Origin of the sequence: Maricaulis sp., from assembly GCF_030149425.1 — a bacterium.
GTDB lineage: Bacteria > Pseudomonadota > Alphaproteobacteria > Caulobacterales > Maricaulaceae > Maricaulis.
Map to the genome: position 1 here is coordinate 20,041 of NZ_JASBRQ010000027.1, position 23,516 is coordinate 43,556.

25 protein-coding genes are annotated in these 23,516 nt (G+C 61.5%); 18 read left to right on the forward strand and 7 right to left on the reverse strand.

Annotated elements, in window-relative coordinates; genetic code table 11:
• Nucleotides 1–32: 32 nt before the first annotated feature.
• Together Q1V57_RS04440 and Q1V57_RS04445 are read left to right on the forward strand one after the other, a co-directional pair.
• Nucleotides 33–2,882: a M16 family metallopeptidase gene (locus Q1V57_RS04440; RefSeq protein WP_300527958.1), complete on the forward strand. Its 2,850-nt coding sequence runs from the start codon at nt 33–35 to the stop codon at nt 2,880–2,882.
• A 22-nt stretch (nt 2,883–2,904) separates the two neighbouring features.
• Nucleotides 2,905–3,519 (forward strand): FKBP-type peptidyl-prolyl cis-trans isomerase, encoded by a 615-nt coding sequence (locus Q1V57_RS04445; protein ID WP_300527961.1) that lies wholly within the window; start codon nt 2,905–2,907, stop codon nt 3,517–3,519.
• A gap of 8 nt (nt 3,520–3,527) precedes the next feature.
• On the opposite strand, the gene Q1V57_RS04450 is transcribed toward Q1V57_RS04445, so the two are convergent.
• Nucleotides 3,528–5,087: a TadE/TadG family type IV pilus assembly protein gene (locus Q1V57_RS04450; protein ID WP_300527963.1), complete on the reverse strand. Its 1,560-nt coding sequence runs from the start codon at nt 5,085–5,087 to the stop codon at nt 3,528–3,530.
• 198 nt (nt 5,088–5,285) lie between these two features.
• On the opposite strand from Q1V57_RS04450, the gene Q1V57_RS04455 reads away from it, so the two are divergent.
• From Q1V57_RS04455 to Q1V57_RS04475, 5 genes are all read left to right on the forward strand, one after another.
• Nucleotides 5,286–6,560 carry a TadE/TadG family type IV pilus assembly protein gene (locus Q1V57_RS04455; protein WP_300527966.1) on the forward strand — a complete coding sequence of 425 codons (1,275 nt, stop codon included), beginning with the start codon at nt 5,286–5,288 and terminating at the stop codon, nt 6,558–6,560.
• A 5-nt stretch (nt 6,561–6,565) separates the two neighbouring features.
• Nucleotides 6,566–6,988 carry a TadE/TadG family type IV pilus assembly protein gene (locus Q1V57_RS04460; protein WP_300527968.1) on the forward strand — a complete coding sequence of 141 codons (423 nt, stop codon included), beginning with the start codon at nt 6,566–6,568 and terminating at the stop codon, nt 6,986–6,988.
• Complete coding sequence (locus Q1V57_RS04465) at nt 6,966–7,391, forward strand: TadE/TadG family type IV pilus assembly protein (RefSeq protein WP_300527971.1); 426 nt, start codon at nt 6,966–6,968, stop codon at nt 7,389–7,391. Before Q1V57_RS04460 ends, Q1V57_RS04465 begins: the two co-directional genes overlap by 23 nt.
• A 42-nt stretch (nt 7,392–7,433) precedes the next feature.
• Nucleotides 7,434–8,597: an acetylornithine deacetylase gene (gene argE / locus Q1V57_RS04470; RefSeq protein WP_300527973.1), complete on the forward strand. Its 1,164-nt coding sequence runs from the start codon at nt 7,434–7,436 to the stop codon at nt 8,595–8,597.
• Nucleotides 8,598–8,792: 195 nt separating this feature from the next.
• Nucleotides 8,793–9,287: a GrpB family protein gene (locus Q1V57_RS04475; RefSeq protein ID WP_300527976.1), complete on the forward strand. Its 495-nt coding sequence runs from the start codon at nt 8,793–8,795 to the stop codon at nt 9,285–9,287.
• A 49-nt stretch (nt 9,288–9,336) separates the two neighbouring features.
• Here the strand turns inward: Q1V57_RS04475 and Q1V57_RS04480 are convergent, their stop codons facing one another.
• Nucleotides 9,337–10,548 (reverse strand): NAD-dependent epimerase/dehydratase family protein, encoded by a 1,212-nt coding sequence (locus Q1V57_RS04480; RefSeq protein ID WP_300527979.1) that lies wholly within the window; start codon nt 10,546–10,548, stop codon nt 9,337–9,339.
• Between the two features lie 392 nt (nt 10,549–10,940).
• Between Q1V57_RS04480 and gap the strand changes: the two genes are divergently transcribed.
• From gap to Q1V57_RS04500, 4 genes are all read left to right on the forward strand, one after another.
• A complete protein-coding gene (gene gap / locus Q1V57_RS04485; protein ID WP_300527981.1) occupies nt 10,941–11,957 on the forward strand; it encodes a type I glyceraldehyde-3-phosphate dehydrogenase in 1,017 nt (338 codons plus the stop codon).
• Nucleotides 11,958–11,979: 22 nt separating this feature from the next.
• The gene (locus Q1V57_RS04490) at nt 11,980–13,170 is read left to right on the forward strand and encodes a phosphoglycerate kinase (protein ID WP_300527983.1); all 1,191 of its coding nucleotides are present in this window, start codon (nt 11,980–11,982) and stop codon (nt 13,168–13,170) included.
• An 83-nt stretch (nt 13,171–13,253) separates the two neighbouring features.
• On the forward strand, nt 13,254–14,291 hold the full coding sequence (locus tag Q1V57_RS04495; RefSeq protein WP_300527985.1) for a class I fructose-bisphosphate aldolase: 1,038 nt from the start codon (nt 13,254–13,256) through the stop codon (nt 14,289–14,291).
• A gap of 86 nt (nt 14,292–14,377) precedes the next feature.
• Complete coding sequence (locus Q1V57_RS04500) at nt 14,378–14,731, forward strand: hypothetical protein (protein WP_300527987.1); 354 nt, start codon at nt 14,378–14,380, stop codon at nt 14,729–14,731.
• Between the two features lie 59 nt (nt 14,732–14,790).
• Here the strand turns inward: Q1V57_RS04500 and Q1V57_RS04505 are convergent, their stop codons facing one another.
• Nucleotides 14,791–15,255, reverse strand: a complete 465-nt coding sequence (locus Q1V57_RS04505; RefSeq protein WP_300527990.1) for a peptidase S1 — start codon at nt 15,253–15,255, stop codon at nt 14,791–14,793.
• 131 nt (nt 15,256–15,386) lie between these two features.
• On the opposite strand from Q1V57_RS04505, the gene thiE reads away from it, so the two are divergent.
• From thiE to Q1V57_RS04525, 4 genes are all read left to right on the forward strand, one after another.
• Nucleotides 15,387–16,001 carry a thiamine phosphate synthase gene (gene thiE, locus Q1V57_RS04510; RefSeq protein WP_300527992.1) on the forward strand — a complete coding sequence of 205 codons (615 nt, stop codon included), beginning with the start codon at nt 15,387–15,389 and terminating at the stop codon, nt 15,999–16,001.
• A 45-nt stretch (nt 16,002–16,046) separates the two neighbouring features.
• Entirely contained in the window at nt 16,047–17,201 is a 1,155-nt protein-coding gene (locus tag Q1V57_RS04515) for a tetratricopeptide repeat protein (RefSeq protein WP_300527994.1), read from the forward strand.
• 99 nt (nt 17,202–17,300) lie between these two features.
• Nucleotides 17,301–17,870, forward strand: coding sequence for an elongation factor P (gene efp, locus Q1V57_RS04520; RefSeq protein ID WP_366145076.1), 570 nt, complete (start codon nt 17,301–17,303; stop codon nt 17,868–17,870).
• A 1-nt stretch (nt 17,871) separates the two neighbouring features.
• Complete coding sequence (locus Q1V57_RS04525) at nt 17,872–18,660, forward strand: inositol monophosphatase family protein (protein ID WP_300527998.1); 789 nt, start codon at nt 17,872–17,874, stop codon at nt 18,658–18,660.
• A 7-nt stretch (nt 18,661–18,667) separates the two neighbouring features.
• Here the strand turns inward: Q1V57_RS04525 and Q1V57_RS04530 are convergent, their stop codons facing one another.
• Nucleotides 18,668–19,273, reverse strand: coding sequence for an NAD(P)H-dependent oxidoreductase (locus Q1V57_RS04530; protein WP_300528000.1), 606 nt, complete (start codon nt 19,271–19,273; stop codon nt 18,668–18,670).
• Between the two features lie 236 nt (nt 19,274–19,509).
• On the opposite strand from Q1V57_RS04530, the gene Q1V57_RS04535 reads away from it, so the two are divergent.
• Together Q1V57_RS04535 and Q1V57_RS04540 are read left to right on the forward strand one after the other, a co-directional pair.
• The gene (locus Q1V57_RS04535; RefSeq protein WP_300528002.1) at nt 19,510–20,499 is read left to right on the forward strand and encodes a hypothetical protein; all 990 of its coding nucleotides are present in this window, start codon (nt 19,510–19,512) and stop codon (nt 20,497–20,499) included.
• Nucleotides 20,500–20,502: 3 nt separating this feature from the next.
• Nucleotides 20,503–21,513, forward strand: coding sequence for a peptidoglycan -binding protein (locus Q1V57_RS04540; protein WP_300528004.1), 1,011 nt, complete (start codon nt 20,503–20,505; stop codon nt 21,511–21,513).
• Nucleotides 21,514–21,830: 317 nt separating this feature from the next.
• On the opposite strand, the gene Q1V57_RS04545 is transcribed toward Q1V57_RS04540, so the two are convergent.
• Together Q1V57_RS04545 and Q1V57_RS04550 are read right to left on the reverse strand one after the other, a co-directional pair.
• Nucleotides 21,831–22,139, reverse strand: a complete 309-nt coding sequence (locus tag Q1V57_RS04545) for a CcdB family protein (RefSeq protein ID WP_300528006.1) — start codon at nt 22,137–22,139, stop codon at nt 21,831–21,833.
• Entirely contained in the window at nt 22,139–22,393 is a 255-nt protein-coding gene (locus Q1V57_RS04550) for a type II toxin-antitoxin system CcdA family antitoxin (RefSeq protein WP_300528008.1), read from the reverse strand. The genes Q1V57_RS04545 and Q1V57_RS04550 overlap by 1 nt, the downstream gene beginning before the upstream one ends.
• 196 nt (nt 22,394–22,589) lie before the next feature.
• Between Q1V57_RS04550 and rpmE the strand changes: the two genes are divergently transcribed.
• Nucleotides 22,590–22,808: a 50S ribosomal protein L31 gene (gene rpmE, locus Q1V57_RS04555; protein ID WP_300528010.1), complete on the forward strand. Its 219-nt coding sequence runs from the start codon at nt 22,590–22,592 to the stop codon at nt 22,806–22,808.
• A gap of 77 nt (nt 22,809–22,885) precedes the next feature.
• Here the strand turns inward: rpmE and Q1V57_RS04560 are convergent, their stop codons facing one another.
• A complete protein-coding gene (locus tag Q1V57_RS04560; RefSeq protein WP_300528012.1) occupies nt 22,886–23,404 on the reverse strand; it encodes a DUF1465 family protein in 519 nt (172 codons plus the stop codon).
• Nucleotides 23,405–23,516 lie beyond the last annotated feature (112 nt).

The window sequence follows — 23,516 nt, forward strand, 5'->3', positions numbered from 1 at the left end:
TTGGCGCAGAACACGAACTGAAAGGTCCAGGCATGCGCCTCAAGCTTCTTCGCCAGTGCGTTGCTGGTCTGTCACTGGCATTGGCGCTCACTGCTTGCCAGCAAACCGAAACGCCGCCTGTTGAGACGCCGCCCGCCGTCTTCGTGCACGAGGTTTCCGACCTTCCAGTGGATGCGGCGGTGCTTTACGGCCAGCTGCCCAACGGTATGCGCTACGCGGTGATGCAGAATGATACTCCCGCCGAGACCGTCGCCGTTCGTCTGATCTTCAATGTGGGATCATTGGCTGAAACCGAGGAGCAACGCGGGCTCGCCCACTTTATCGAGCACATGGCCTTCAACGGGTCGACCAATGTCCCCGAAGGCGAAATGGTCCCGCTGCTCGAACGTTACGGCTTGCAGTTCGGCCCGGATACCAATGCTTTTACGGGTTTTGAAACCGTCGGATACCAGCTTGATCTGCCTGAGAATAACGAGGAGATCATTGCCACGGCGATGATGCTGATGCGTGAAACGGCGAGCGAACTGACGCTCGATATTGAAGCCATCGATGCCGAGCGTGGTGTGATCGCTTCAGAGGCCCGTTTCCGCAATGTCCCTGTGCGCCGCTGGCAGACGGCACTGCAACGCTTTCTCCTGCCGGACACGCTGGTACCGGAGCGCGACCCGATCGGCCTTCCGGAAGTGATTGAGACGGCTCAGCGTGACGCCTTTGTGGATTACTACGAAAACTTCTACATTCCGCAGCGGGCGATGATGGTCGTGGTCGGGGATGTCGATCCGGCGGTGATCGAGAGTGATATTCGCGAGACCTTCGGCGATTGGCAGGGCCCCGAGGAGCCGCGCCCCGACCCTGAGCTTGGCGAAATCAATACGGACCGGCCCCGTTCGGTTGGCTATTTCTACGATCCCGAAGTCCTGACCATCTTCACCGTCGATGCTATGCGTCCCTACGAGCCGGCTCCGGATTCGGTCGAAACGCGCTTCGAGAACAATCTGGCGCGGATCGGCGACGCCATCCTGTCGCGTCGCTTCGAGACGCTGGTCAGTACCGGCACGTCGCCAATCCTGCAGGCCCAGGCGACCCACTCCACGGAGTATGACCTCGCTGAGCTGGCCCGGGTGCTGGCGATTATCGCTCCGGAGCGCTGGGAAGAGGGCGTCGCGATCGTCGAGCAGGAATTGCGCCGGGCGCTGGAGCACGGTTTCACCCAGGCTGAGCTCGACGAACAGATTGCCAATCAGCGCACCTCGCTCAGGACCGCTGTCGAGCAGGCCGGAACGCGTGACAATACGGCCCTGGCTAACGGGATCTGGTCGGCCTGGCGCCAGGATATCGTGTTCACGACACCGGCCTCGACGCTTGAACGTTTCGAGGCGGGCGCCGCCCGGATCACTGTTGAGGCCGTCAATGCGGCGTTCCGCGAACAGTGGAGCAGCAGCGAGCCGCTCCTCTTCCTGGCCAGCTCGACCGAGCTGACCGATGCGGAAAGTGCGATCCTCAATGCCTGGAAAGCCAGCGAGACTGTGGCGGTTGAGGCTCCGGTGCAGGCGGATTCGTCAGAATTTGCCTATGGCGATTTCGGCCCGGCCGGAGAGGTGGCGTCGCAGGAATATATCGAGGACCTGAAACTGCACCGCGTGCAGTTCGAGAATGGCGTACGCCTGTCATTCCGTCCGAACTCGCTGGAAGCCGGTGAAGTCGCGATCCGGGTTGATTTCGGTGCCGGTTCGCTTGAGCCGCGGGCGCTTCCCGCTGTCGATGTTGTTGTCTCATCCGCCTTCACGGCTGGGGGGCTGGGCGCCCACACCAGCGATGAGCTCAGCCGCGTCCTGGCCGGACGCGCGGTCGGACTGAATTTCAGCGTCGGCGAAAGTGGCTTCACCCTGTTTGGCGGCACCCGACCGAGTGATTTTGACGTCCAGATGGATTTGCTCGCGGCCTTCATCGCCGATCCGGGCTGGCGCCAGGATGGTCTTGCCCAGTACAAATCCATCGCTCCGGAGTTGCGACGCAATTTTGCCTCGACCCCCACCGGTGTGCTGCAGGTCGAGGGTGCGCGGCTGCTGCGTCGCGGTGATACCCGCTACGGCTTCCCGAGCGAGGAAGAGCTGGACGCGATTGGCGTCGCGGAGTTGAGGGACTTCCTTACCCCGGCGTTGGAGCAGGCACCGATCGAGATCACCATTGTCGGTGATGTCGAGGTCGCGCGTGTCATCGAGGTGGTGGCTGCGTCTTTCGGGGCTCTACCCGCGCGGGCCGAGAGCTGGCCCTCCTATGAGGAGGCCCGCAATGTCCGCTTCCCGGACCCGGTCGAAGAGCCCGTTGTGCTCTACCATAATGGCGGCGAAGACCAGGCCATGGCGAATGTCTACTGGCCGATGTTTGACGATAGCGAGTCGCGACGCCGCCGTGTGCTGACCCTGATGCGGTCGGTGCTCGACCTCAAACTGACCGAGCGCCTGCGCGAACGCGATGGTTTCACCTATTCCGCCTTCAACAATGAGCTGACCTCTTCGGCTCATCCCGATTACGGCTATCTCTGGGTTGGCGTAGATGTTACGCCGGAAAACCTCGAGGCCACCTATGCCGCGATTGACGAACTGGCGATGGCAATGGCGAGCGGTGAGATTACCGAGGATGAGCTGCAGCGTGCGCGTCAGCCCCTGCTGGAGCAGATCGAGGAAGCCCGCCAGCGCAATGCGACATGGCTCAGCTGGATTGCCCGGTCCTGGCAAATGCCCGAGCGGCTTGACCGCGTCCGCTCCATCGAGGCCGATTACAATGATATCAGCCGTGATGAACTGATCGCCATGGCCGAGACTTATCTGGTGCGCGAAAACAGTTGGCGTGTCAGCATTCTCCCCAATGAAGACCGCTAGTGAGACGCAAAGGGTCCTGTCCATGAAACGTACATCCGTCCTTCTGTCTGCCACCGCTGCCTGTTTCGTCCTGGCCGCCTGCTCCGGCTCTGAAACCCCGGCGGGTCCGGTCTTCGAGGGTGATCTCGCCGAGGCGCGCAATTGCGCCACGCCGGAGGCTGACAGTGCGATCTTTTCCGATGCCTTCGACACCAGCATCCGCAACGCCGCCGCCAATGCCGAGCAGTCCGCCGCCTTCATCGAACTGGCGCGCGCGGGCAGCTGCGTCTTTGAGCTGGAAAGCGGCTTGCTCTATCGCATTCGTACGGCACAGGCCGACACGGCTTCCCCGACGCTTGGCGATCGCGTTACCGTGCATTATCGCGGGCTGCATCCCGATGGCGTTGCCTTCAATGACAGCTATGCCATGGGCGATCCGGTGACCTTCCCGTCCGACCGTCTGATCCCGGCCTGGCGCCAGGCCCTGCCGCTGATGCGCGAAGGTGAGTTGTGGGAACTCTATGTGTCCCCCGACCTCGGTTATGGCCAGATGGGAACGCCGGGCGGTCCGATTGCTCCCAATGAAGCGCTGGTCTTCACCCTGGAATTGCTCGATCTGCCCGACGCACAGGATGCTGACGACGCCGAGGCGGAATAGTCCGCGCCCTAGCGCGACAGACGCAGATTGGTCAGATCGCCGGCAATCAGCTCGAACGCGTCTCGCAGTGCCGAGCCGGAGGGCGAGTTGAAATACAGGCTCGGATTGGACGCGCACTGTTCCATCAACTGGCGTGTCGAGCTCGAATTGACCTGGAAGGTGATCGTGTAGACGCGAATGCCAAGCGATTTGGCTTCGTCACAAGCGGCCTGCAGGCGTGAGTTGAGACGGCCGCGCAGGGTGGACGAACTGCTCGATGTCGTGCCCAGCCGCCCATAACGCGAGAAACCGTAAGCGCCATAATCGGAGCGCAGATAGGTGGATCGACCGGACATGACGTTCTCGCCATCGGTCAGGATCACCATCGCCTTGACGACCTCGCGGTCATCCCAGGCGACGCCCTGGGTGAAAGGCTCACCCGGCGAGATGACGCGGATACCCCAACCGACACCTTGCGGGATATTGGTCGTGCCACTCGCGCCCATTGAGCGAATGTCTGAGTAGAGTGTTGCTGTGCTCGTGGTCAGCGGAGTGATCGGACGGGTCGTACAGCGCATGTTCGGGCCGTAATCGTCCTGTACCGTGCCGCCATCGTATTTGATCAGATTGCGCAGGCGGTCTTCGCTGTTACTGCCTGAAACGCCATCGGACAGATAATTATTGCGATAATCGCTGTCATGACCCGGCTCGTCCGGCGCGAAATAGGGCACGAAGAGTGTTTCCGGACGGGCATTGCTTGGCGCGGTGTCGTCGATGTCCATCGGAATGGCACGCGCCTCGACACAACCCTCCCAGCTCTCATAGGGCATCATGTCGAACAAGTCCCAGTGATTGGCCTCGATCGTGGTGGTCGTGCAGCGCCGATTGCGGCGTCGCCCGGTGCATTCCTCGTACTCAAACGGTCCCGGTCCGGCCCAGTCCGCGTGCTGGGGGGAAAGAGCATCAGGGTCGAGCCACCATTGCCGCGCATAATTGGTGCCGACATTCACGGTCGCAGCGAAGGGCACCAGGCCGACTTTCACGTCGCCGACCTCTTCCACGCTCTCATAGACAATATCGACAAGGAGTTCGGCCGCATCGCGCAGGTCGCGAATTTTCGATCCGCCCATCGAGCCAGTATTGTCGAGGACCATCACCAGTTCCAGCCGCGAGCGCGCCCGCTGGACTTCGCTCTCCCAGTCGACGGTGATGTAATCCATCCCGATCAGCCCGAGAATGATGGTCTCGACCTTGGCCTCGCCCTTGACCGTTACCGTATCGGTCGCATCGTCGATGGTCACAGAGACATTCTGAACCGTACCCAGTTCGCGGCCAGGATAGTTGGCGCGTATGAAGTCATTGGCGATGCTCAGCGCATCTTCATTGCTGATAGACGGATTGGTCCCCACGGCGAGGGCTGCCGCATCAAGCGCCTGAGACAGGCGGGTCCGGGCATTCATCGCTTGCGACACGTCAACCGCGCCGCCGGACATCACTGTCACCGGTAGCAGCGACAGGGCGAAGATCATCGCCACATTGCCGCGGCGATCTTCCCAGAACCTGTGTATCCACTGAAACAGACGCGTCACGAGCACCGACTTCCGATTGTTACGGAGGAGGATACTAATCCTGCGACCTTAAGGCAGGGTTACGCGGTTAGGCGATATTTCATGAAATAGCAGGCGATTCCGACTGCCCCCAGAGACCCGTGGCCTGCCTAAAACTTTAGCCAAAATGCGCCTCGCGACTACACGCGTTTCCAATTTTTCCCGGTGCAGATGGTCGTTATGGCTAGAGTGCGAAACATATTCCGTTTTCTGAAAACTTTCAGGACTGACCAGCGAGGAAACACGACGGTTCTGTTCGCCTTGTGCCTGCCGGTATTGATCGGCAGCGCTGGGCTTGGGCTTGAGGCCGGCTTCTGGCAACTGCAGCAGCGGCAGTTGCAGACCAGCGCTGATATGGCCGCTTATGCGGGTGCTGTTTCCCTGCGCAATAACGAGCCACGGCAACAGGCCTATAACGAGGCTGAGGCCGAGGCCCTGCTGCACGAATACGACCCCTCGGTCGCAACCCTCACCACGACATCACCGCCGAGCACTGGGCGCTATCGCAATACCCGGTCCATGGAGGTGGAAATCACCCACACCGTGCCGCGGCTGTTTTCGCAGATTTTCGACGAAACTCCGGTGAGCTTCACCGTGCGCGCTGTCGCGACCTATGACGAGGCGTCTGATGCCTGTGTTCTGGCGCTGAGCCCGGAAGGAAGCCGGGCGATTGATCTCTCGGGTAATTCCAATATCGCCCTGATCGAGTGCGAGATCATGTCGAATTCGATTGCGCCTGACTCTGTTTCGCTGGGCGGCTCGACGGACGTGGTGGCGCCGTGCATCAACTCAGTTGGCGGTTTCAGCGTAAATGGCGGCAGTGCCGACTATACCCTGACCGGATGTGCGGCACCGCGTACAGATCTGCCGCGGGCCCAGGACCCCTATGCCGATGTGCCGCCGCCGCCGATCCCAAACAGCTGCAGCAATATTCCTGGCGGTGGGCCGAATGCCTCCACGACCGTGACGGCCGGTGCGGGCGGCGTTAAGCGTTTCTGCAACGGCATCAATATCAATGGAGATGTCACCTTCGAGCCCGGCATCTACATCATCGACCGCGGTGATTTCCGTGTCGGGGCTAATGCCAATCTCAACGCTCAGGGCGTGACCTTCTATCTGACCGGTGGCGCCCGTACGCGCTTCAATGGCTCGGCGGATATCAATATCCGGGCGCCCGCGGCGGGAACCTATGAGGGCATTGCCATATTTGCAGACCGGGAGGATGACGGCGTGTCGCATACCTTCAACGGGACGGCCAATTCCCAGATTACCGGCGCGATCTACACGCCCGCGGGCGATATCAGTTTCCAAGGCGATTTCTCCGGCCAGAACGGCTGTATGCAGCTGGTCGGCAATACGGTGACGGTGACCGGCAATGCCAACATCACCACTGATTGCTCCGGCATCGGCGTTGAGTGGGCCGAAGTGCCAAGTGATGTGCGGCTGGTGGAGTAGGGTTTATGCGCGGGCTTGTCCGAAAATTTCTGACTGATGATCGCGGCGCGGCAGCGGTTGAATTCGCCTTTATCGCGCCCGTCCTGGCGGCCTTGATGCTGGGCGTTTTCGATCTCGGGCGCATGACTTACGACCGCACCGACCTGCACTCAGCCGTACGCAGTGGTGCGCAATATTTCATGGCTGGCGGGGACGATGTCGAGGCGGCCATCCTGGTGATCGAGCAAAGCTGGTCATCGCGTCCGGAAATGAGCCAGGTGACCGTTGAGAAATGCTGCAAGTGCGCGGGCGTTGATGCCCCGTGCGGTCAGCTTTGCGATGATGGCTCTGTGCCCGATATCGTGCATGAGCTGCAGGCGACGGCCTATTTCGCGGGCCTGTTCGGACAATATGAGGTGAGCGTCAATGAATTCGTCCGGACCCGCTGATCAGTCAGGCTTCTGGCGGCGGTTTCGTCGCTCAGAAGATGGAGCCGGCGCGCTGGAGTTCGCGCTCGTCTCGCCCGCTCTGATCTTTCTCATTATTGGCGTGATCCAGGTTTCTCTGGCGCTCTACAAAGGGTCGACGGTGCAATGGGCGTCAGAGCGGGCCCTCCGCTCGGCGATGATCGGCGAAGCGACCACCCCGGCAGCCATGCAGACGCAATTGCAGGCCGAACTTAACGCGGTTGACCCGGATCTTGAGGTCGAGGTGGGATATTGGGTGGATGAGAGCGGAGAGCTCCCGGTCGCCCGTATGACGGTCTATTACAGCTATCCCATCGTGCTGCCGATGGTGGAAACCTTCCAGGCGCGTTTCAAAATTGAATCGGTTGCCCCCCTGGTGGAGTAGCCCGCGGATTGACCTCGGCGGGCGGCTTGCTAAGAGCAGGTCATGACCCATTCTGCCTTGTCCTCCGCCATTGCCGAGTTGCACACCCTCGTCGCCTTCGACACCACCTCGCGCAATTCCAATCTCGAGCTGATCGATTATGTCGAGGCCAGGCTCGCCGGTCTGGGCGCGCGCTGCGACCGCATTCCCAGTGAGGACGGGCGCAAGGCCAATCTGCATGCGGTGTTCGGTCCGCAGGTCGATGGCGGGGTGATCCTGTCCGGGCATACCGATGTGGTGCCCGTTGATGGCCAGCCCTGGACCACGGACCCCTGGGCGCTGACTGAGAAAGACGGCCTGCTTTACGGGCGCGGCACTTGTGACATGAAAGGCTTTTCGGCCTGCATCCTTGCGCTGGCGCCGAAGATCGCCGCCGCGGATCTGAAACGGCCGGTGCATATCGCCCTGTCCTATGATGAGGAAGTGGGCTGTCTCGGTGCGCCGGCGATGATCGATGAAATCATGGCCGGACCGGTCAAGCCGTCCGTCGTCGTGGTTGGCGAACCCACCGATATGAAGGTCGTGACCGCCCACAAGGGCCTGTTTTCCATGGTGGTCAAACTGCGCGGCAAGGAAGCGCATTCTTCCTTGGTCAATGACGGAGCCTGCGCCGTTACCCATGCGGTGCCGCTGATGCAATACCTGGTCGAACAGGCTGAAGCGATGAAACTGGCCGCGCCCGACAATAGCCCGTTTGATCCGCCGCATGGCACCCTCACCATCGGCGAGGTGAAAGGCGGTACCGCGCTCAATATCCTAGCGCTCGATGCCGAGTTCGGCTCTCTGATGCGCCCCTGTCCGTGGGATGATCCGCAGGCGATCGAGGCTGGGCTGCGGGCCAAGGCGGCCGAGGTCGAGGCCAAGATGCGAGTGACCGCACCGGAGGCCTCCGTAAGCGTCGAAATCCGCTCCTCCGTACCGGCCTTTGCCCCGGAACAGGAGGGCGCCGCCGAGCGCCTGGCGCGCCAGCTCACCGGCGACAACTCTACCCGCGTCGTCAGCTACGGCACCGAGGCCGGCCAGTTCCAGGCCAAGGGCTTGTCGGTTGTGGTTTGCGGTCCAGGTTCGATCGAGCAGGCGCATCAGCCGGACGAGTTCGTGGCCATTGACCAGCTCGACCAGTGCTGCGTGTTTCTCGACAAGATGGTTGGGGTGATGGAGCGTTGAGGCATTCACTCTGAATGATCTCCATAAACCGTCACCCTGACAAAGGTCAGGTCCTAGATCATAGGGCTGGGCGGGTTTGAGTCAGGCTCTGATCCGGTGGTGCCCTACAAACTGGCTCTCAACCTTCGTTGGGATGACGGTATTTGGTTGAGCGGACAAAGCGTGTGATGAGGGTCATGCGAAAGGAAATGCAGCGTGATCACCCCCTACAATTCCGATTGGCCGGAAATATTTGAGATCGAGCGCCGGCGTCTCGATGCCTTGATCGATGCTGTGTCCATCGACCATATCGGCAGTACATCCGTGCCCGGTCTCGCCGCCAAGCCGGTCATCGACATGCTGGTTTCGATCGCGTCGCTGGTATTTCTGGACAAGCAGGCGGAGGCCTTACAGGCGGCGGGTTATCAGATTCTGGGTGAACACGGGCTGGCCGGTCGCCGCTATTTGCGCCGGCATGCGCCGGACGGAACACGCACGCACCACATCCATGTCTACAAGCAGGGCGATGACAACCTTCGCCGCCACCTGGTGTTCCGTGATTATCTGCGGGCGCACGCCCATGAGCGTGATGCCTACTCCGCTCTCAAACACGAACTGGTCCGGGCAGGCGTCGACCGCAAGGCCTATCAATCGGGCAAGGACGCCTTTGTGACTGCGTTGGAGCAGCGGGCTCTGGCCTGGGCGGAATAATAAAAAGGGCGCCACACCGGGCGCCCTTTAAAATCATATGTGACAGATCCTATTCGGCCGCCGTTGTTTCGGCCGGTGCTTGCGTTGCCGCCTCTTCGCGGCCCTTGCCCCAATAGGAGATGCACGGGATTTTTTTCTTGTCGCAGCGCTCGGCATATTTGCGTGCGATCTCGGTGACTTCCTCCATCAGGCCAGCGGCCAGGGTGATAGGCTTGAGGCCCATCTGCAGGAAGGTGTCGTTCTCGACATGGAGGTCGTTCTCGTCCGCCTCATTGCGCGGGTTCGGGACCAGCTGAACTTCGGCATTGGTCATGTCGGCGATCATCTTGGCCAGATCGCGGACGCGGTGCGTCTCGGTCATCTGGTTCATGATCTGGACTTTTTCGCCCGCGGCCGGCGGGTTTTCGACGGCCAGCTGAATGCAGCGCACCGTATCCTGGATGTGGATGAAGGCGCGGGTCTGACCGCCCGTGCCGTGCACGGTGAGCGGATAGCCGACCGCCGCCTGCATCAGGAAGCGGTTGAGCACGGTGCCGTAATCGCCGTCATAATCGAAACGGTTGATCAGGCGCTCATCACGCTTGGTTTCTTCCGTTTGCGTACCCCAGACGATGCCCTGGTGCAGATCGGTGATCTTCACCTTGTCGTTCTTGTTGTAGAAATGGAAGAAGAGCTGATCCTGGGTCTTGGTCATGTGGTAGATCGAGCCCGGATTGGCCGGATAGAGGATCTCCTGATCCTTCAAACCGTCTGCCGTCTCCACTTTCACCTTCAGATAGCCCTCGGGAATCTTCATGCCCGCAGTGCCGTAGCCATAGACGCCCATCGTGCCGAGGTGGACGAGATGGATGTCCTTGCCGCTATCGACGATCGCCGCCAGCACGTCATTGGTGGCGTTGAGGTTATTGTCGACGGTGTAGCGCTTGTGGCGGGCCGATTTCATCGAGTAGGGCGCGGCGCGCTGCTCGGCGAAGTGGATGATCGTGTCGGGGTTTTCCGCATCGATCAGATCAACCAGTTCCTGGTAATCCTTGCCGATATTCATGTCGACGAAGGCGATCTCGCGGCCGGAGACCTCTTTCCACGCCGCGAGGCGTTCGCTCATCGGGCGGATCGGGGTCAGCGAATCGACCTCCAGCTCGATGTCGATCTTGCGGCGCGAGAGATTGTCGACGATGACAACGTCATGGCCGAGATTGGAGAGGTGCAGTGCCGTCGGCCAACCGCAAAAACCGTCGCCGCCGAGTACGAGTACTTTCATAATGCCTTGCCGCCTGTCCCGGGCGTTCCCTTGTAAAGTTCAAGTGTGTTCTTGCAGGCAGGGAAGGCCATTTCAAGACCCCGGCCTGCGCTCCGTCGCAGCATTGCGATGCGCCGGAGGTCCCGGGGCAATCCCGCAGTGGCGCGAACGCACCGTTTGATGGTAGCGCAAACAAAGATAGAATATCAGATATTTCCGTTAAACGGCGCGATATATTTCTCAATTCTCGCGAGTTTTGGGGAAGGATGCGCCTCATGTTGCCCGTCTGCAAAAAAATCCACCGCAGACCAATCAACGCGCCCGGAGCTGTGGACCTCGACGCGAAAGGGGGCTAAATCCGCGCCAAATTCGCCGGGTTTTTGTCGGCGTGCTGCATATAAGGAGACTTGCGTATGGCTCTTCGGGTCGCGATCACCGGTTTTGGCCGGATTGGACGCCTGGCACTGCGTGCCGTTCTGGAAGAAAAGCGTTGGGGCGAAGTCGAGATCGTCGCCATCAATGACAGCTCCACCCCGGAGACCAATGCGCACCTGCTGACCTATGACAGCGTGCACGGCCGTTATCCTGGCGAGATCAAGGTCGGTGATGACTGGATCGATGCCGGTTTCGGCAAGATCCAGAAAGTCTCCAACCGCGACCCGTCCAAACTGCCCTGGGATGATCTCGGCATCGACATCGTTCTGGAATGCACCGGCAAGTTCAATTCCAAGGAAGCCTCGATGGCGCACATCGAAGCCTCTGGTGCTAAGCGCGTGCTCTGCTCCGCGCCGGCCAAGAATGCCGACAAGACCATTGTTTATGGTGTGAACCATGACGAGCTGACGGCTGACGATGTCGTGGTTTCCAATGCCTCTTGCACCACCAACGGCCTGGCGCCGGTCGCCAAGGTGCTCAACGACGCGGTCGGTATCGAGCGCGGTCACATGACTACGATCCACGCCTACACCGGCGACCAGCCGACGCTGGACCGGAACCACAAGGACCTGCACCGCGCCCGTGCGGCGGCCATGTCCATGGTGCCGACCTCGACCGGTGCGGCCAAGGCCGTGGGTCTGGTTCTGCCGGAACTGGCCGGCAAGCTCGACGGCGCCGCAGTGCGCGTGCCGACCCCGAACGTCTCCCTGATCGACCTGGTCTTCACCCCGGGCAAGGCGACCTCGGCGGAAGAGCTGACCGCGGCCATCAAGGCGGCGGCCGACGGTCCGATGAAGGGTGTTCTTGGCTATGACGACATCCCGCTGGTCTCGATCGACTATAACCATGACAGCCGTTCCTCGGTTGTTGCTGTCGACAAGATCAAGGTGATCGATGAGCGTCTCGCCCGCGTCATGACCTGGTACGATAATGAGTGGGGCTTTGCCTGCCGCATGATCGACACCACGGTCGCCATGGGCAAGTTTCTGAAATAAAGCGCACAACGGAGGGCGCGCCATGACCGATATCCGCCGGATCCAGGATGCGGAGGTCGCCGGCAAGCGCGTCCTCGTTCGTGTCGATTTCAATGTGCCGATGAAAGACGGGGCCGTCACCGACGATACCCGTCTCAAGGCCGCCCTGCCGACCATCGAGCATCTCAAGCAAGCTGGTGCGCGCACCGTGCTGCTGGCGCATTTTGGTCGCCCCAAGGGCCAGCGTGTTGACGAGATGAGCCTTGAGCCGGTGGCGCAGCCGCTGGCTGACCTGCTCGGCGACCCGGTCGACTTCGTTGACGACATCACCGGCGCCGATGCGCTCGAAGCCGTCTCGGACATGTCCGATGGCGATGTGCTCCTGATCCAGAATACGCGCTTTGAAGCCGGCGAAGAGAAGAACGATCCGGCCTTCGCCGAAGCGCTGGCGAAGCTCGGCGATGTCTACGTCAATGACGCTTTCTCGGCGGCGCACCGCGCCCACGGGTCGACGGAAGGTGTGGCCAAACACCTGCCGGCCTATGCGGGGCTGTCGATGCAGCGCGAGATTGATCATCTGGTCCAAGCGCTGGAAGCTCCCGAGCGCCCGGTTGTCGCGCTTGTTGGCGGGGCCAAGGTCTCGACCAAGATCGAGCTGCTGGAAAACCTGGTGAAGAAGGTGGATGTGCTCTTTGTCGGCGGCGGTATGGCCAATACCCTGCTGCATGCCAAGGGCGTCAATGTCGGGGCCAGCCTGTGTGAGAAGGATCTCGCCGACACGGCCCGGGCTATCCTCGCTGCTGCTGAAACGGCTGGCTGTCAGCTCATCCTGCCCAACGATGCACTGGTCGCGACCGAGTTCAAGCCGCATCCGGAAACCCGTCTGACGTCCGTCAATGACGTCGCCGAAAACGAGATGATCCTCGATTGCGGACCGGCCACGATAACGGCGCTGGCCGTTGCCATGGATGGCGCCAAGACCGTGATCTGGAATGGTCCGCTCGGTGCCTTTGAAACTCCGCCTTTCGATACCGCGACCGTGACCGCGGCCAAGCACGTCGCCGACCTCGCGCGTGAGGGCGAGATCGTGGCCGTGGCCGGAGGCGGTGATACGGTTGCTGCGCTCAACCAGGCCGGCGTCGCCGACGACTTCACCTTTATCTCGACCGCGGGCGGTGCCTTCCTGGAATGGATGGAAGGCAAGGCCCTGCCGGGCGTGGAAGCCTTGCGCTAAGCGAACGAGCCTGTTAGCGACACACTCAACGTCCCGACTGCAGGGCGGGACAAGCCAAATCGGAACCAGCTGGGGATAACGGAATGGACCTCGATCTTCTGAACGAAACCGCATGTGCCATGGTGGCGCCGGGCAAAGGTATTCTGGCGGCGGATGAGTCGACCGGCACGATCGGCAAGCGTTTCGCCTCGATCAATCTGGATAACACCCCGGATAATCGCCGTGACTGGCGCGAGATGCTGTTCCGCACCACCGAGGCCATGTCCGAGCGCATTTCCGGTGTCATCCTCTATGATGAAACCATCCGCCAGAAAGCGGCCGACGGTACGCCGCTGGTCAAACTGATCCAGGACGCCGGTTCCATTCCCGGTATCAAGGTCGATACCGGTGCCAAGCCGCTGGCCGGCGCAGACGGTGAAATGATTACCGAAGGCCTGGACGGCCTGCGCGACCGTCTTGCCGACTATTTCGAACTCGGTGCCCGTTTCGCCAAATGGCGTGCGGTGATCAATATCGGTCAGGGCGGCGATGATGGTGTGCCGAGCCAGTATTGCATCAACACCAATATGCATGCGCTCGCCCGCTATGCGACGCTGTGCCAGGAAGCCTCGATCGTTCCGATCGTCGAGCCGGAAGTCATCATGGATGGCGACCACTCCATCGAGCGTTGCTATGAGGTCACCGAGTTTGCGCTCAAGACACTGTATCGCGAGCTGTTTGACCAGGGTGTCGTTCTCGAGGGCACGATCCTGAAGCCGAACATGGTCATCTCCGGCACCACCAATGGCGAACGCGCCGGCGTTGAAGAAGTGGCCGACATGACGGTTCAGTGCCTGGCCAATTGCGTGCCGGCAGCTGTTCCGGGGATTGCCTTCCTGTCCGGCGGCCAGTCCGACGAGGAAGCGACAGCTCACCTCAACGCCATGAACGCCAATTACGAGCTGCCCTGGCCGCTGACCTTCTCCTATGGTCGCGCCCTGCAGGCGCCGCCGCTCAAGGCCTGGGCCGGCAAGGCCGAGAATGTTGCGGCCGCGCAGGCAGCCTTCGACCACCGCGCCAAGATGAACGGCCTCGCCGCTCTCGGTGAGTGGGAAGCCGAGATGGAAAAAGAGCTGGCCTAAACGCCAGGTCTTTTCAGTGACAAGAAGCCCCGCGGTGCAGGCCGCGGGGTTTTCTTTTGCCGGCGACGCCGTTTACGCTCCGGCCAATGACCTTCGATCTCGACGGACATATTATGCACGCCCCGATCACGGGGACGAACGGGATCGTCAATGCCGAGACGATTTTCCGTTTCTCGCAGGAGGGCGATGTCGTCCGGGCCAGCTATGCGGGTGGCCGGGTGCAGTTCGGCGAGCTGATCGGCCGCGTCAAAGGCGATGCGCTGGAATTCCGGTATTGCCAGATCGACAGCGACGGCAATCTCGATGGCGGTGTGTCGCAATGCTCATTGGAAACCCGGTCCGATGGCGCATTGCGCATCATTGTCCGCTTTCACCGCGAGGCGCGCGGGGAGCGCGGTATCAATATTATTGAGGACGTCCCCGCAGCCTGGCAGGAATGAAAAACGGGGCGCGCGTTTGCGGCCCCGTTTTCCTTTTAACTGGCGTTATCGCCGAGTGATCAGTTGGGATCGATCTCGGTGATGTAGAGCACAGCCTCGGCCGGCATTTCGCCATAGGTGCCGATCCAGATGTCATATTGGCCGGACTGCGGGCCGGCGCCGCCCACGATCGGGTTGAGGCCGTCGACATCATCGGCGCAGAACCAGCTGCCATCCGGTCCGTTGACGATCAGCGTCGTGTCCTCATCGGAGACCACACCGGCCCACAGGCCGAAGCTGCCGGCGGTGTAATTGACGCGGAAGTCCGGTGCGTCGGTAATATTGCCAACGCAGCCTTCGCCAATGCTGATCGATGCGTCGATACCGCCACCCGCGATGACACTGACCTGATACGGATCCGGCGCGAAACCAGCGCTGAGCGACACTTCGCCGAAATTCGGGTTGAGCGAGAAATCCTGCGCTATGGCGGCAGTCGAGAAGGCGGCAGCAGCCACAGCGGCGGCAGCGATAAACTTGATGGTCATGAAAGTCCCCTTTGCACAGGACCCATCCCTCAGGTCCCGGAAGCGCGCATATTGGGCATGGTCATATGACCGCGATATGAACAGCGCTGTGCATCTGGCTTCCGGGGGCATTCCGGTTTAAAGCGCGGGACATGACCCAGCTCTACCTGATTACGCCGCCGCGCATCGATGCGGGCTTTGTCGCGACGCTTGAAGAGGCCTTGTCTGCAGGCGAAGTCGCGGCGCTTCAAATCCGTCTCAAGGACCATGACGTAGACGATATCCGCGCCTTGGCGCCGGCGCTGATTGCCTGTGCGCAGAAGCATGGCGTTGCCGCGATCATGAATGACAGTGCCGCGCTCGCCGATGAACTGGGGTGCGATGGGGTGCATATCGGTCAGAGCGATGGGCGCATCAAGGATGCCCGGGCGGTGATGGGCAAGGACCGGACCGTGGGCGTAACCTGCCATGACAGCCGGCATCTGGCGATGACGGCGGGCGAGGCGGGCGCTGACTATGTTGCCTTTGGCGCATTTTTCCCGACCGAAACCAAGGACGCGCCGACGCAGGCCGATATCCCGCTTTTGAACTGGTGGATCGAACTGTTCGAGCTGCCGTGTGTGGCGATTGGCGGAATCACCGTCGACAATGCGGCGCCCCTGGTTGAGGCGGGTGCGGATTTCCTCGCTGTCTCAGGCGGCGTCTGGGGCCATGCAGATGGCCCGGCGGCTGCGGTGAAGGCCTTCAACGCGATATGCGCCGGATAGGCGAGTAGCCTTGACCTTGCCGCAATCGCGCGGCTGATAGGCGGCATGAGCCTGATCCTTGCTTTCGCCTTGAGTAGCGCAATCGCCCAAACGGTTGCGCCGGTCCCCCTGCCGCTATCCGAGCCGGAGCCGGATATCGTTTTCCCGGATGAGCTGGTTCTGGTGCCGCTCGATGTCGAGCAGGCCGCGGCCGGTGTGGAGGATGCGGCGTCGGCAGAGGTTCCCGAGGGCCTGAGCGCGGTCGAGGAGGCCCTCTATCGGGCTCAGATCGCCTGGGTCTCGGAAGACTGGGCCATCGCCGAGCAATATGCCGAGGTGGCGGCCTTGGGTGGTGACCTGACAGCCGCACTCATGGCCGGGCTCATTGCCCGCGATGGCCGCAGTACCGGTACGCCAGATCTTGCCGAGGCGGCGAGCTGGTTCCAGCGCGCTGCAGCGGAAAACCAGCCTCTGGCGCTTTATGAGCTAGGCCGTATAGCCCTGGAAGATACAAGCGCGGCCGGCATAGGTTCGGCGCGGTCTTGGTTCGGCCGGGCCGCCCGTGCGGGCCATATCGAGGCGATGGTTGAACTCGCCCTTTTGCTCAAGAATTCTCCCATTCCGCAGGAAAATGTCTCGGCACGGACCTGGGCAGAACGCGCCGCGCAGCAAGGCTCGGCGGAAGGCATGTATCAATATGCCCAATTGCTCGATCTGGGCACGGGAGGCGAGCAGGATCTCGAAGGCGCGCGCCAATGGTATGAGCGTGCGGCGGATAACCGTCATGGCGAAGCGGCCCTGCAGGCAGCGATCATGTGGGCCGAGGGGCAGGGCGGTGAAGCCAGTGATGCCGAGGCACTCAACTATATGCGGATCGCGGCGGAAAGCGGCTATGCCCCCGCTCAGGGCCAGCTCGGCCTGATGCTGTATCAGGGGCGTGGTGTTGAGGTCGATCAGACCCTGGCCAGTTACTGGTTCGAACAGGGCGCACGGGGCGGTGATGCTGAGAGTGCCTTCCTCTTTGCATTTGTCTTAGCGCGCGGCGAGGGGCGGCTGCAGAACTTCGAGGAGGCTTTCTATTGGAGTCTGCGTGCCCGCAATAATGTTCTGGGCGAAGCCGTGGCCAATCCGTCTCGAGATCAGCTCGAAGCCGGGCTGCGCGGTGTGCTCACGCCGCAGACCATTGCCGCGATCGAGGCCCGCATTGCCGCAGGCGAGTAACACCCGCCCGCTTGCCGTTATCACCGCGCACTGATAGGAGAGCGCGACTTTGCCCGGGCGCTTGCGCCCGGCGCTGACGGATTTCCGATAGGTGATGTGATGAAAATCAACGGCAATGAGATCAAGCCCGGCAATGTGATCCAGCACCAGGACACGCTCTGGGTTGCGGTGAAGGCCGAGGCCGTCAAGCCGGGCAAGGGCGGTGCATTCGCCCAGGTCGAGCTGAAAAACCTGCTCGATGGCCGCAAGCTCAATGAGCGTTTCCGCGCTGCCGACAAGGTCGAGCGCGTGCGCCTGGAGCAGAAAGATCACACCTTCCTGTTCGACAGTGGCGATACGCTGACTTTCATGGATGCGGAAACCTATGAGCAGATCGAGCTGGCCAAGGATTTCGTCGGTGAAGATCGCGCCCAGTACCTTCAGGACGGTATGACCGTGGTCGTCGATTTCCATGAAGAACGCCCGATCGGCATTACCTTGCCGCAGCATGTGACGCTGGAAATCACCGAGACCGAGCCGGTCGTAAAAGGTCAGACGGCGGCGAACTCCTTCAAGCCCGCAATCCTGGCCAATGGCGTGCGCACGGCTGTGCCGCCCTTCATCGCGACCGGTGAGCACATCATCGTTGCCACCGAAGACGGCTCCTACGTCAAGCGCGCGGACAAGTAAGTTGGGCACGCTCTCTCCGCTCCTCACCGTGATGACCGATGTGGCTGGCCGCGCCGGTCGTGCGCTCAACCGCGACTTCCGTGACGTCGAACACCTCCAGGTCTCCAAGAAGGGCCCGTCGGATTTCGTGTCGATCGCCGATCACAAGGCGGAAGAGATCATCTATGAGCGTCTCAATGAGGCGCGTCCAGGCTATGGCTTCCTGATGGAAGAGCGCGGCATCGCGGAAGGGACCGACAAGTCTCACCGCTGGATTGTCGACCCGCTCGACGGCACCCTCAATTTCCTGCACGGCATGCCGCATTTCGCGGTTTCCATTGCGCTTGAGCGTGATGGTGAGCTGGTCGCCGGCGTGGTCTATAATCCGGCGACGGACGAGATGTTCCACGCCGAGAAGGGCCGGGGCGCCTGGCTGGCCGACCGCCGCCTGCGCGTCTCAGGGCGCAAGCATTTCGATGAGAGCGTAATCGCGACCGGCATGCCTTGGTCGGGCCGCAAGGGGCACGCGCAATTCCTGACCGAGCTGCACAAGGTGATGCCGCATACGGCCGGTATTCGCCGCATGGGTTCCGCTGCGCTCGACCTCGCCTGGGTCGCTGCCGGCCGTTATGACGGCTTCTGGGAGCGCAATCTGAAATCCTGGGATATTGCCGCGGGCATCGTGCTGGTGAAGGAAGCGGGCGGCTGGGTCGCCGAGCTCGACGATCAGCCGGACATCCTCGAAACCGGCAATATCGTTGCCGGCAACGAGGCTATCCAGGCTGAACTGAAAAACCGGCTGACCGCTTAGGCGTCACCTAGGCCGCAATCTTGCCGATATCCGCGGTGGCGGAGGCGAGCTTTTCTTCGCCCTCGAAGTTGAGGCGGCCGGCATCGACGATGGTGACGTCGGTAATGCCGATGAAGCCCATGACGTGGCGCAGATAATTGGTTGCGTAGTCGATTTCGCTTCCGACCGGCGTACCGCCGGACGTGATGACGATAATCGCCTTCTTGCCCTCAAGCAGGCCTTCCGGACCGTTCTCGGTGTAGCGGAACGTCTCGCGCGCACGGGCGATCATGTCGATCCAGGCCTTTACGGCTGCCGGGACCGAGAAGTTATAGATCGGTGTGCCGATGACGAGGGTGTCGGCGGCTTTGACCTGAGCCACCAGCGCGTCGGAAGCAGCCAGTTTGTCTTTCTGTTCCGCGGTGCGATCGGCCGGATCGGTGAAATTCGCATTGATCCAGGCATCATCGACGAAGGCGAGTTTCTCCTCGGCCAGGTCGAGGCGCGTCACCAGCGTCTCTGCACTGCCGGAGGACAGGCGTTCAATGACCTGGTCGGTCAGGGCGCGCGACTGTGAACCCGCTTTGCGCATGGAGCCGTCGACGCGAAGGATGCGGTTGATGGACGTATTCATCGGAAATCTCCGTTTGCCGTTGCGCCGGGCTGTGATGAGCGGCGCTCTTGTCTCGTGACCGCTTACATAGGTCGTCCTGTGCGCGAGAAAATCGGTCCAGTGAGAAAGGTATTGTTTCCCAGCGAGCAACAAATAGGCTGACGGCTTCAGAAATACGCAGCCAAACTTTGACGCCGCCACCAAATTGTCCCAATGCGTGGCGATGGATGTTGGGCCGCAAGCGATGAGGGGAAGCGATGCCGGTTTTGCATGACGATCAGACCGCCACGGACACACCGGAGGTTCGCTTCACCGGGCCTTGGCGCTACATCATCTGGATGGCCTTTTTCACCGCTGTGGTGATAGCCATCGGCATTTTCCTGATCGACCCGCTGACCGAGGCATTCCGGGCCAATCCGGCTATTAACGGCCTGATTCTGGCGGTCCTCTTTATCGGTGTGCTCTATACCTTCGCACAGGCCTTGGCGATTGGTCCGGCGGCGCGCTGGTTGCTGCGTTTTCGCTCCTCCGAAGACCCGGCCGGCCTGGGAACTCCACCGGCGATGATTGCGCCGATGGCGTCGATGATCGGTTCCGCTGACGGGCGCATGCGCATTTCTGCGGGCTCGGTCCGCACTGTGCTCGACTCGGTCGGCGCCCGCATGTCGGAGGCCGGGGCATTTACCCGCTATTTCGGCCGCCTGCTGATCTTCCTTGGCCTGCTCGGGACCTTCTGGGGGTTGCTGGAAGTGGTGCAGGATGTCGGCGATGCGGTGGCGACCGTCTCCGCCAATGCGACCGGCAATGTCGATGCGGCGCAGCTGATTGCCGCCATCCAGGGCCCGATCCAGGGCATGGGCACGGCTTTCGCCTCCTCGCTCTTTGGTCTGGCTGGATCACTGGTCATCGGCTTCCTCGACCTGCAGGCCAGCCGGGCGCAGAACCGTTTCTACAATGAGATCGAGGAATGGCTCTCCTCCATGTCGCGTGTCGCCGCGGCCGGCCCGGCGACGACCGGTGATGGTGAAGCCTCCTCGGCCTATGTCGGGGCGCTGCTGGAGCAGACGGCAGAAACCCTAGACCGTCTCTCCCATACGCTGGAGCGTCATACGCGCCAGATGGATACCAATCTGCAGCGCTTCGCCGAGGATGCCCGCAACAGCCAGGAAGAGTCGGCGCGCATGCTGCGTGACGAAATCCGGGTGCTGATCCGCGCCATGAATGCGCGTGACAAAGGGGGCGAATAGGGCATGAGCGCTCCGCGTTTCGCGCGCTTCCAGGAGGCCGATAACGGCGATCACTGGCCCGGTTTCGTCGATGCGCTGGCGACCTTGTTGCTGGTCATCGTCTTTCTCCTGGCCGTGTTCGTCGTCAGCCAGGTCTCCTTGAGCCAGGCCCTGACCGGCCGGGATGAGCAGCTTGCGGCGCTCAACGCCCAGCTGGCGACCCTGGCTGACGAACTCAATATCGCCCGCGACGAGAATGCCGAGCTTAATCTGCGTATCGAGGGCCTGGAGACTGATATCGCTGGTCTGGAAGACGAGCGTGACCAGCTGACCGGCGCCCTGGCGATGGCTCAGGTCCGCACGCAGGAGCTCAATGCCGAGCTGGAAGCCCAGCAGGAACTCTCCGAGGAAAGCCGCCGTGCCCTGTTGCTGTTGAACCAGCAGATGGCCGTGCTGCGCGACCAGATCGCCACCCTGAACGCCGCCCTCGACGCGGCCGAGCTGCGCGCCGAGGAAGCGGAGGCCCAGGTGATCAATCTGGGTGAACGCCTCAATGCCGCCCTTGCCGAGCGTGCGGCCGAGCTTGCCGTCTACCGCTCCGACTTCTTTGGCCGCCTACGCGCCATTCTCGGCAATCGCACCGGCGTGCGTATTGTCGGCGACCGTTTCGTCTTCGAGACCGATGTCCTGTTCGCATCGGGCTCGGCGGCCCTGTCCAGCGAGGGCCGGGAGAGCCTGCGGCCGATCGCCGATGCGATCATGCAGCTGACAACGGAAATCCCCGATGATCTGGAATGGGTCATCCGCATTGACGGCCATACCGACCCTGTCCCGATCCGCACCACCTATCCCTCCAACTGGCACCTCTCGGCCGCCCGGGCGATCTCGGTGGTGAACTGGATGGAAGATCTCGGCGTGCCGTCCGAACGGCTGGTCGCAGCGGGCTTCGGTGAACACCACCCGCTGGTGGAGGGCCGTACGGCGTCGGCGAATGCGCAGAACCGCCGGATCGAGCTGAAGCTGACCTCGAGGTAGGGCCTTGGGCGAGCATTGGGACATGGGCGCCGAGTTGGCCTCTGCCGCAACGGGGCGCGGAACAAGCTACCTCCCAAGCGAAACCGCGATAGCGTTCATCGACTACGCCATTGAGCGTGGCGCCTGGATCCAATCAATGGAGGCTTTCGAGTGCGATGATCAGCATGAATATCTCGATCTACGATACTCGATTAAGGGGCTTACAGCCGAAGAACAGACTACCGATCGTTCCCGCATAAGCGAGATCTCGCGGGACCGTGTTTCTAGTGCGTTGGCAGCGCCGAATCCCTATCGATTCAAGCTTTGGGCTGCTCCCCTCAATATCCCCGAAACAGGAAATCCATCGCCGCGGTGATGGTGTCGCGGTGCTCGGCTTCGATATTGCCGATCCGTGTCTGGAGTGATTTCAGGGGTACTGTCGTGATCTCGGAGGTCACGAGGCAGTAGCGCGCATCTTCGATAACGATCATCGGATGCAGGCGTGGCACGGTCGGCGTGTCAGCGCGCGTGGCAGGGATCAGGGGAATGACAACCCGGCTACTTAGCTCGTCGAACAGGCCGGACTGAACCTCGACGAGAAAGGGAATGCGCGCGGACCGGGTCTGGTAGAGATCAAAGCGCGCCATCAGATTTCATCGAGCCAGGCCGGAGGTAGCAATACGCCCTCCCGTTCTATGCGCCTTTTATGCGCCTCGATCGCTTCCCGGTTCTCCGCCAGCCAGCGCCGGCCTTTCTCCTCACGAACGGCCGCTTTAATGCCGGCCTCTGCCGCCTTGGACGCATTCAGCCCCAGCTCCTTGGCCTCCTTCATCACATCCTCGCGGACGGTCAGGTTCACGCGCTTGCGGCGCGGTGGCTGGCTGTAATCGGGATCGCTCATGGCGGGCTCCGTGTATGCGTATAAATATACACACAGGGGTCGCGCTCAGCAATTGATCCGGATCGCGATACACCGGACTCACGTCATCGCTTGCCCTTGGCCCGATCTTCCTGTAATTGCCCCGCTCCTGAGTTTATTGAGCTGCGTGCCCGGCTAAGGTTCGGTGTGGCGCGGCGGAGACAAGAAAGCCGGATCGATGAAAAGCGATATCCATCCCGAGTACCACATCATCAACGTGGTGATGACCGACGGTTCGACCTTCCAGACCAAGTCCACCTGGGGCAAGGAAGGCGACACGCTGAACCTCGATATTGATCCGACCTCGCACCCGGCCTGGACCGGCGGTAACCAGCAGCTGCTGGACCGTGGCGGCCGCGTTTCCCGCTTCAAGGACAAGTTCAAGGGCTTCGTTTAAGCCTTATCGAACGTCCAGCGGACACGAAAAAGCGCGACCCCGAAGGGGCCGCGCTTTTTTCATGCCTGAACCCGGGATCAGCCTTGCGAGAAGGCACCGCGCAGCATTGCCATCTGATCGGCAACCGGATTGGCGTCGACCTCGCCACCGGCATCCGAATACAGATTGTCATCGATCCGCTTGAGGCGGGCATACAAGGAGCGTGAACGCTCAACCAGCGTACCGAGATAGGCTGGCGGGGTTTCGTCTTCTGGCCAGAGATTATCGGTCGGACGATCTACACCGAGACGGTATTTGCCGTCCGTCGCGTCTTCCGCGCTCATCTCACCTTCAGCCACGGCGCGTTGGGCCAGGAGCCAGGACGCGGCCTGCATCAGCCGGGTGGTGAGTTTCATACTCTCGGTGGCGTAGGAGAGGGCACCGGCGCGATCGAGTTGCTTGCTGTCGTCGCGGCCTGGGCCATCGAGATAGCTGGCGGTTTCCTCAACCAGCTCCATGCCTTCGCTGAAGAGCTTTTCGAACATTTCCGATCCCGCGAATTCGCGGGCACGAACTGCCGGGCCGGTACCGGCGGAGAAAAGGGTCGACTGGGTCATAACGCGTCCATCTGTCCTGCGTAGTTTGCTCGAATCACTGCAAGCCCGAGGCCAGAATCCCCCAATACCTTGATTAAATCTTGAACACGGCGTCCGCAGCGCTGCGACCCGC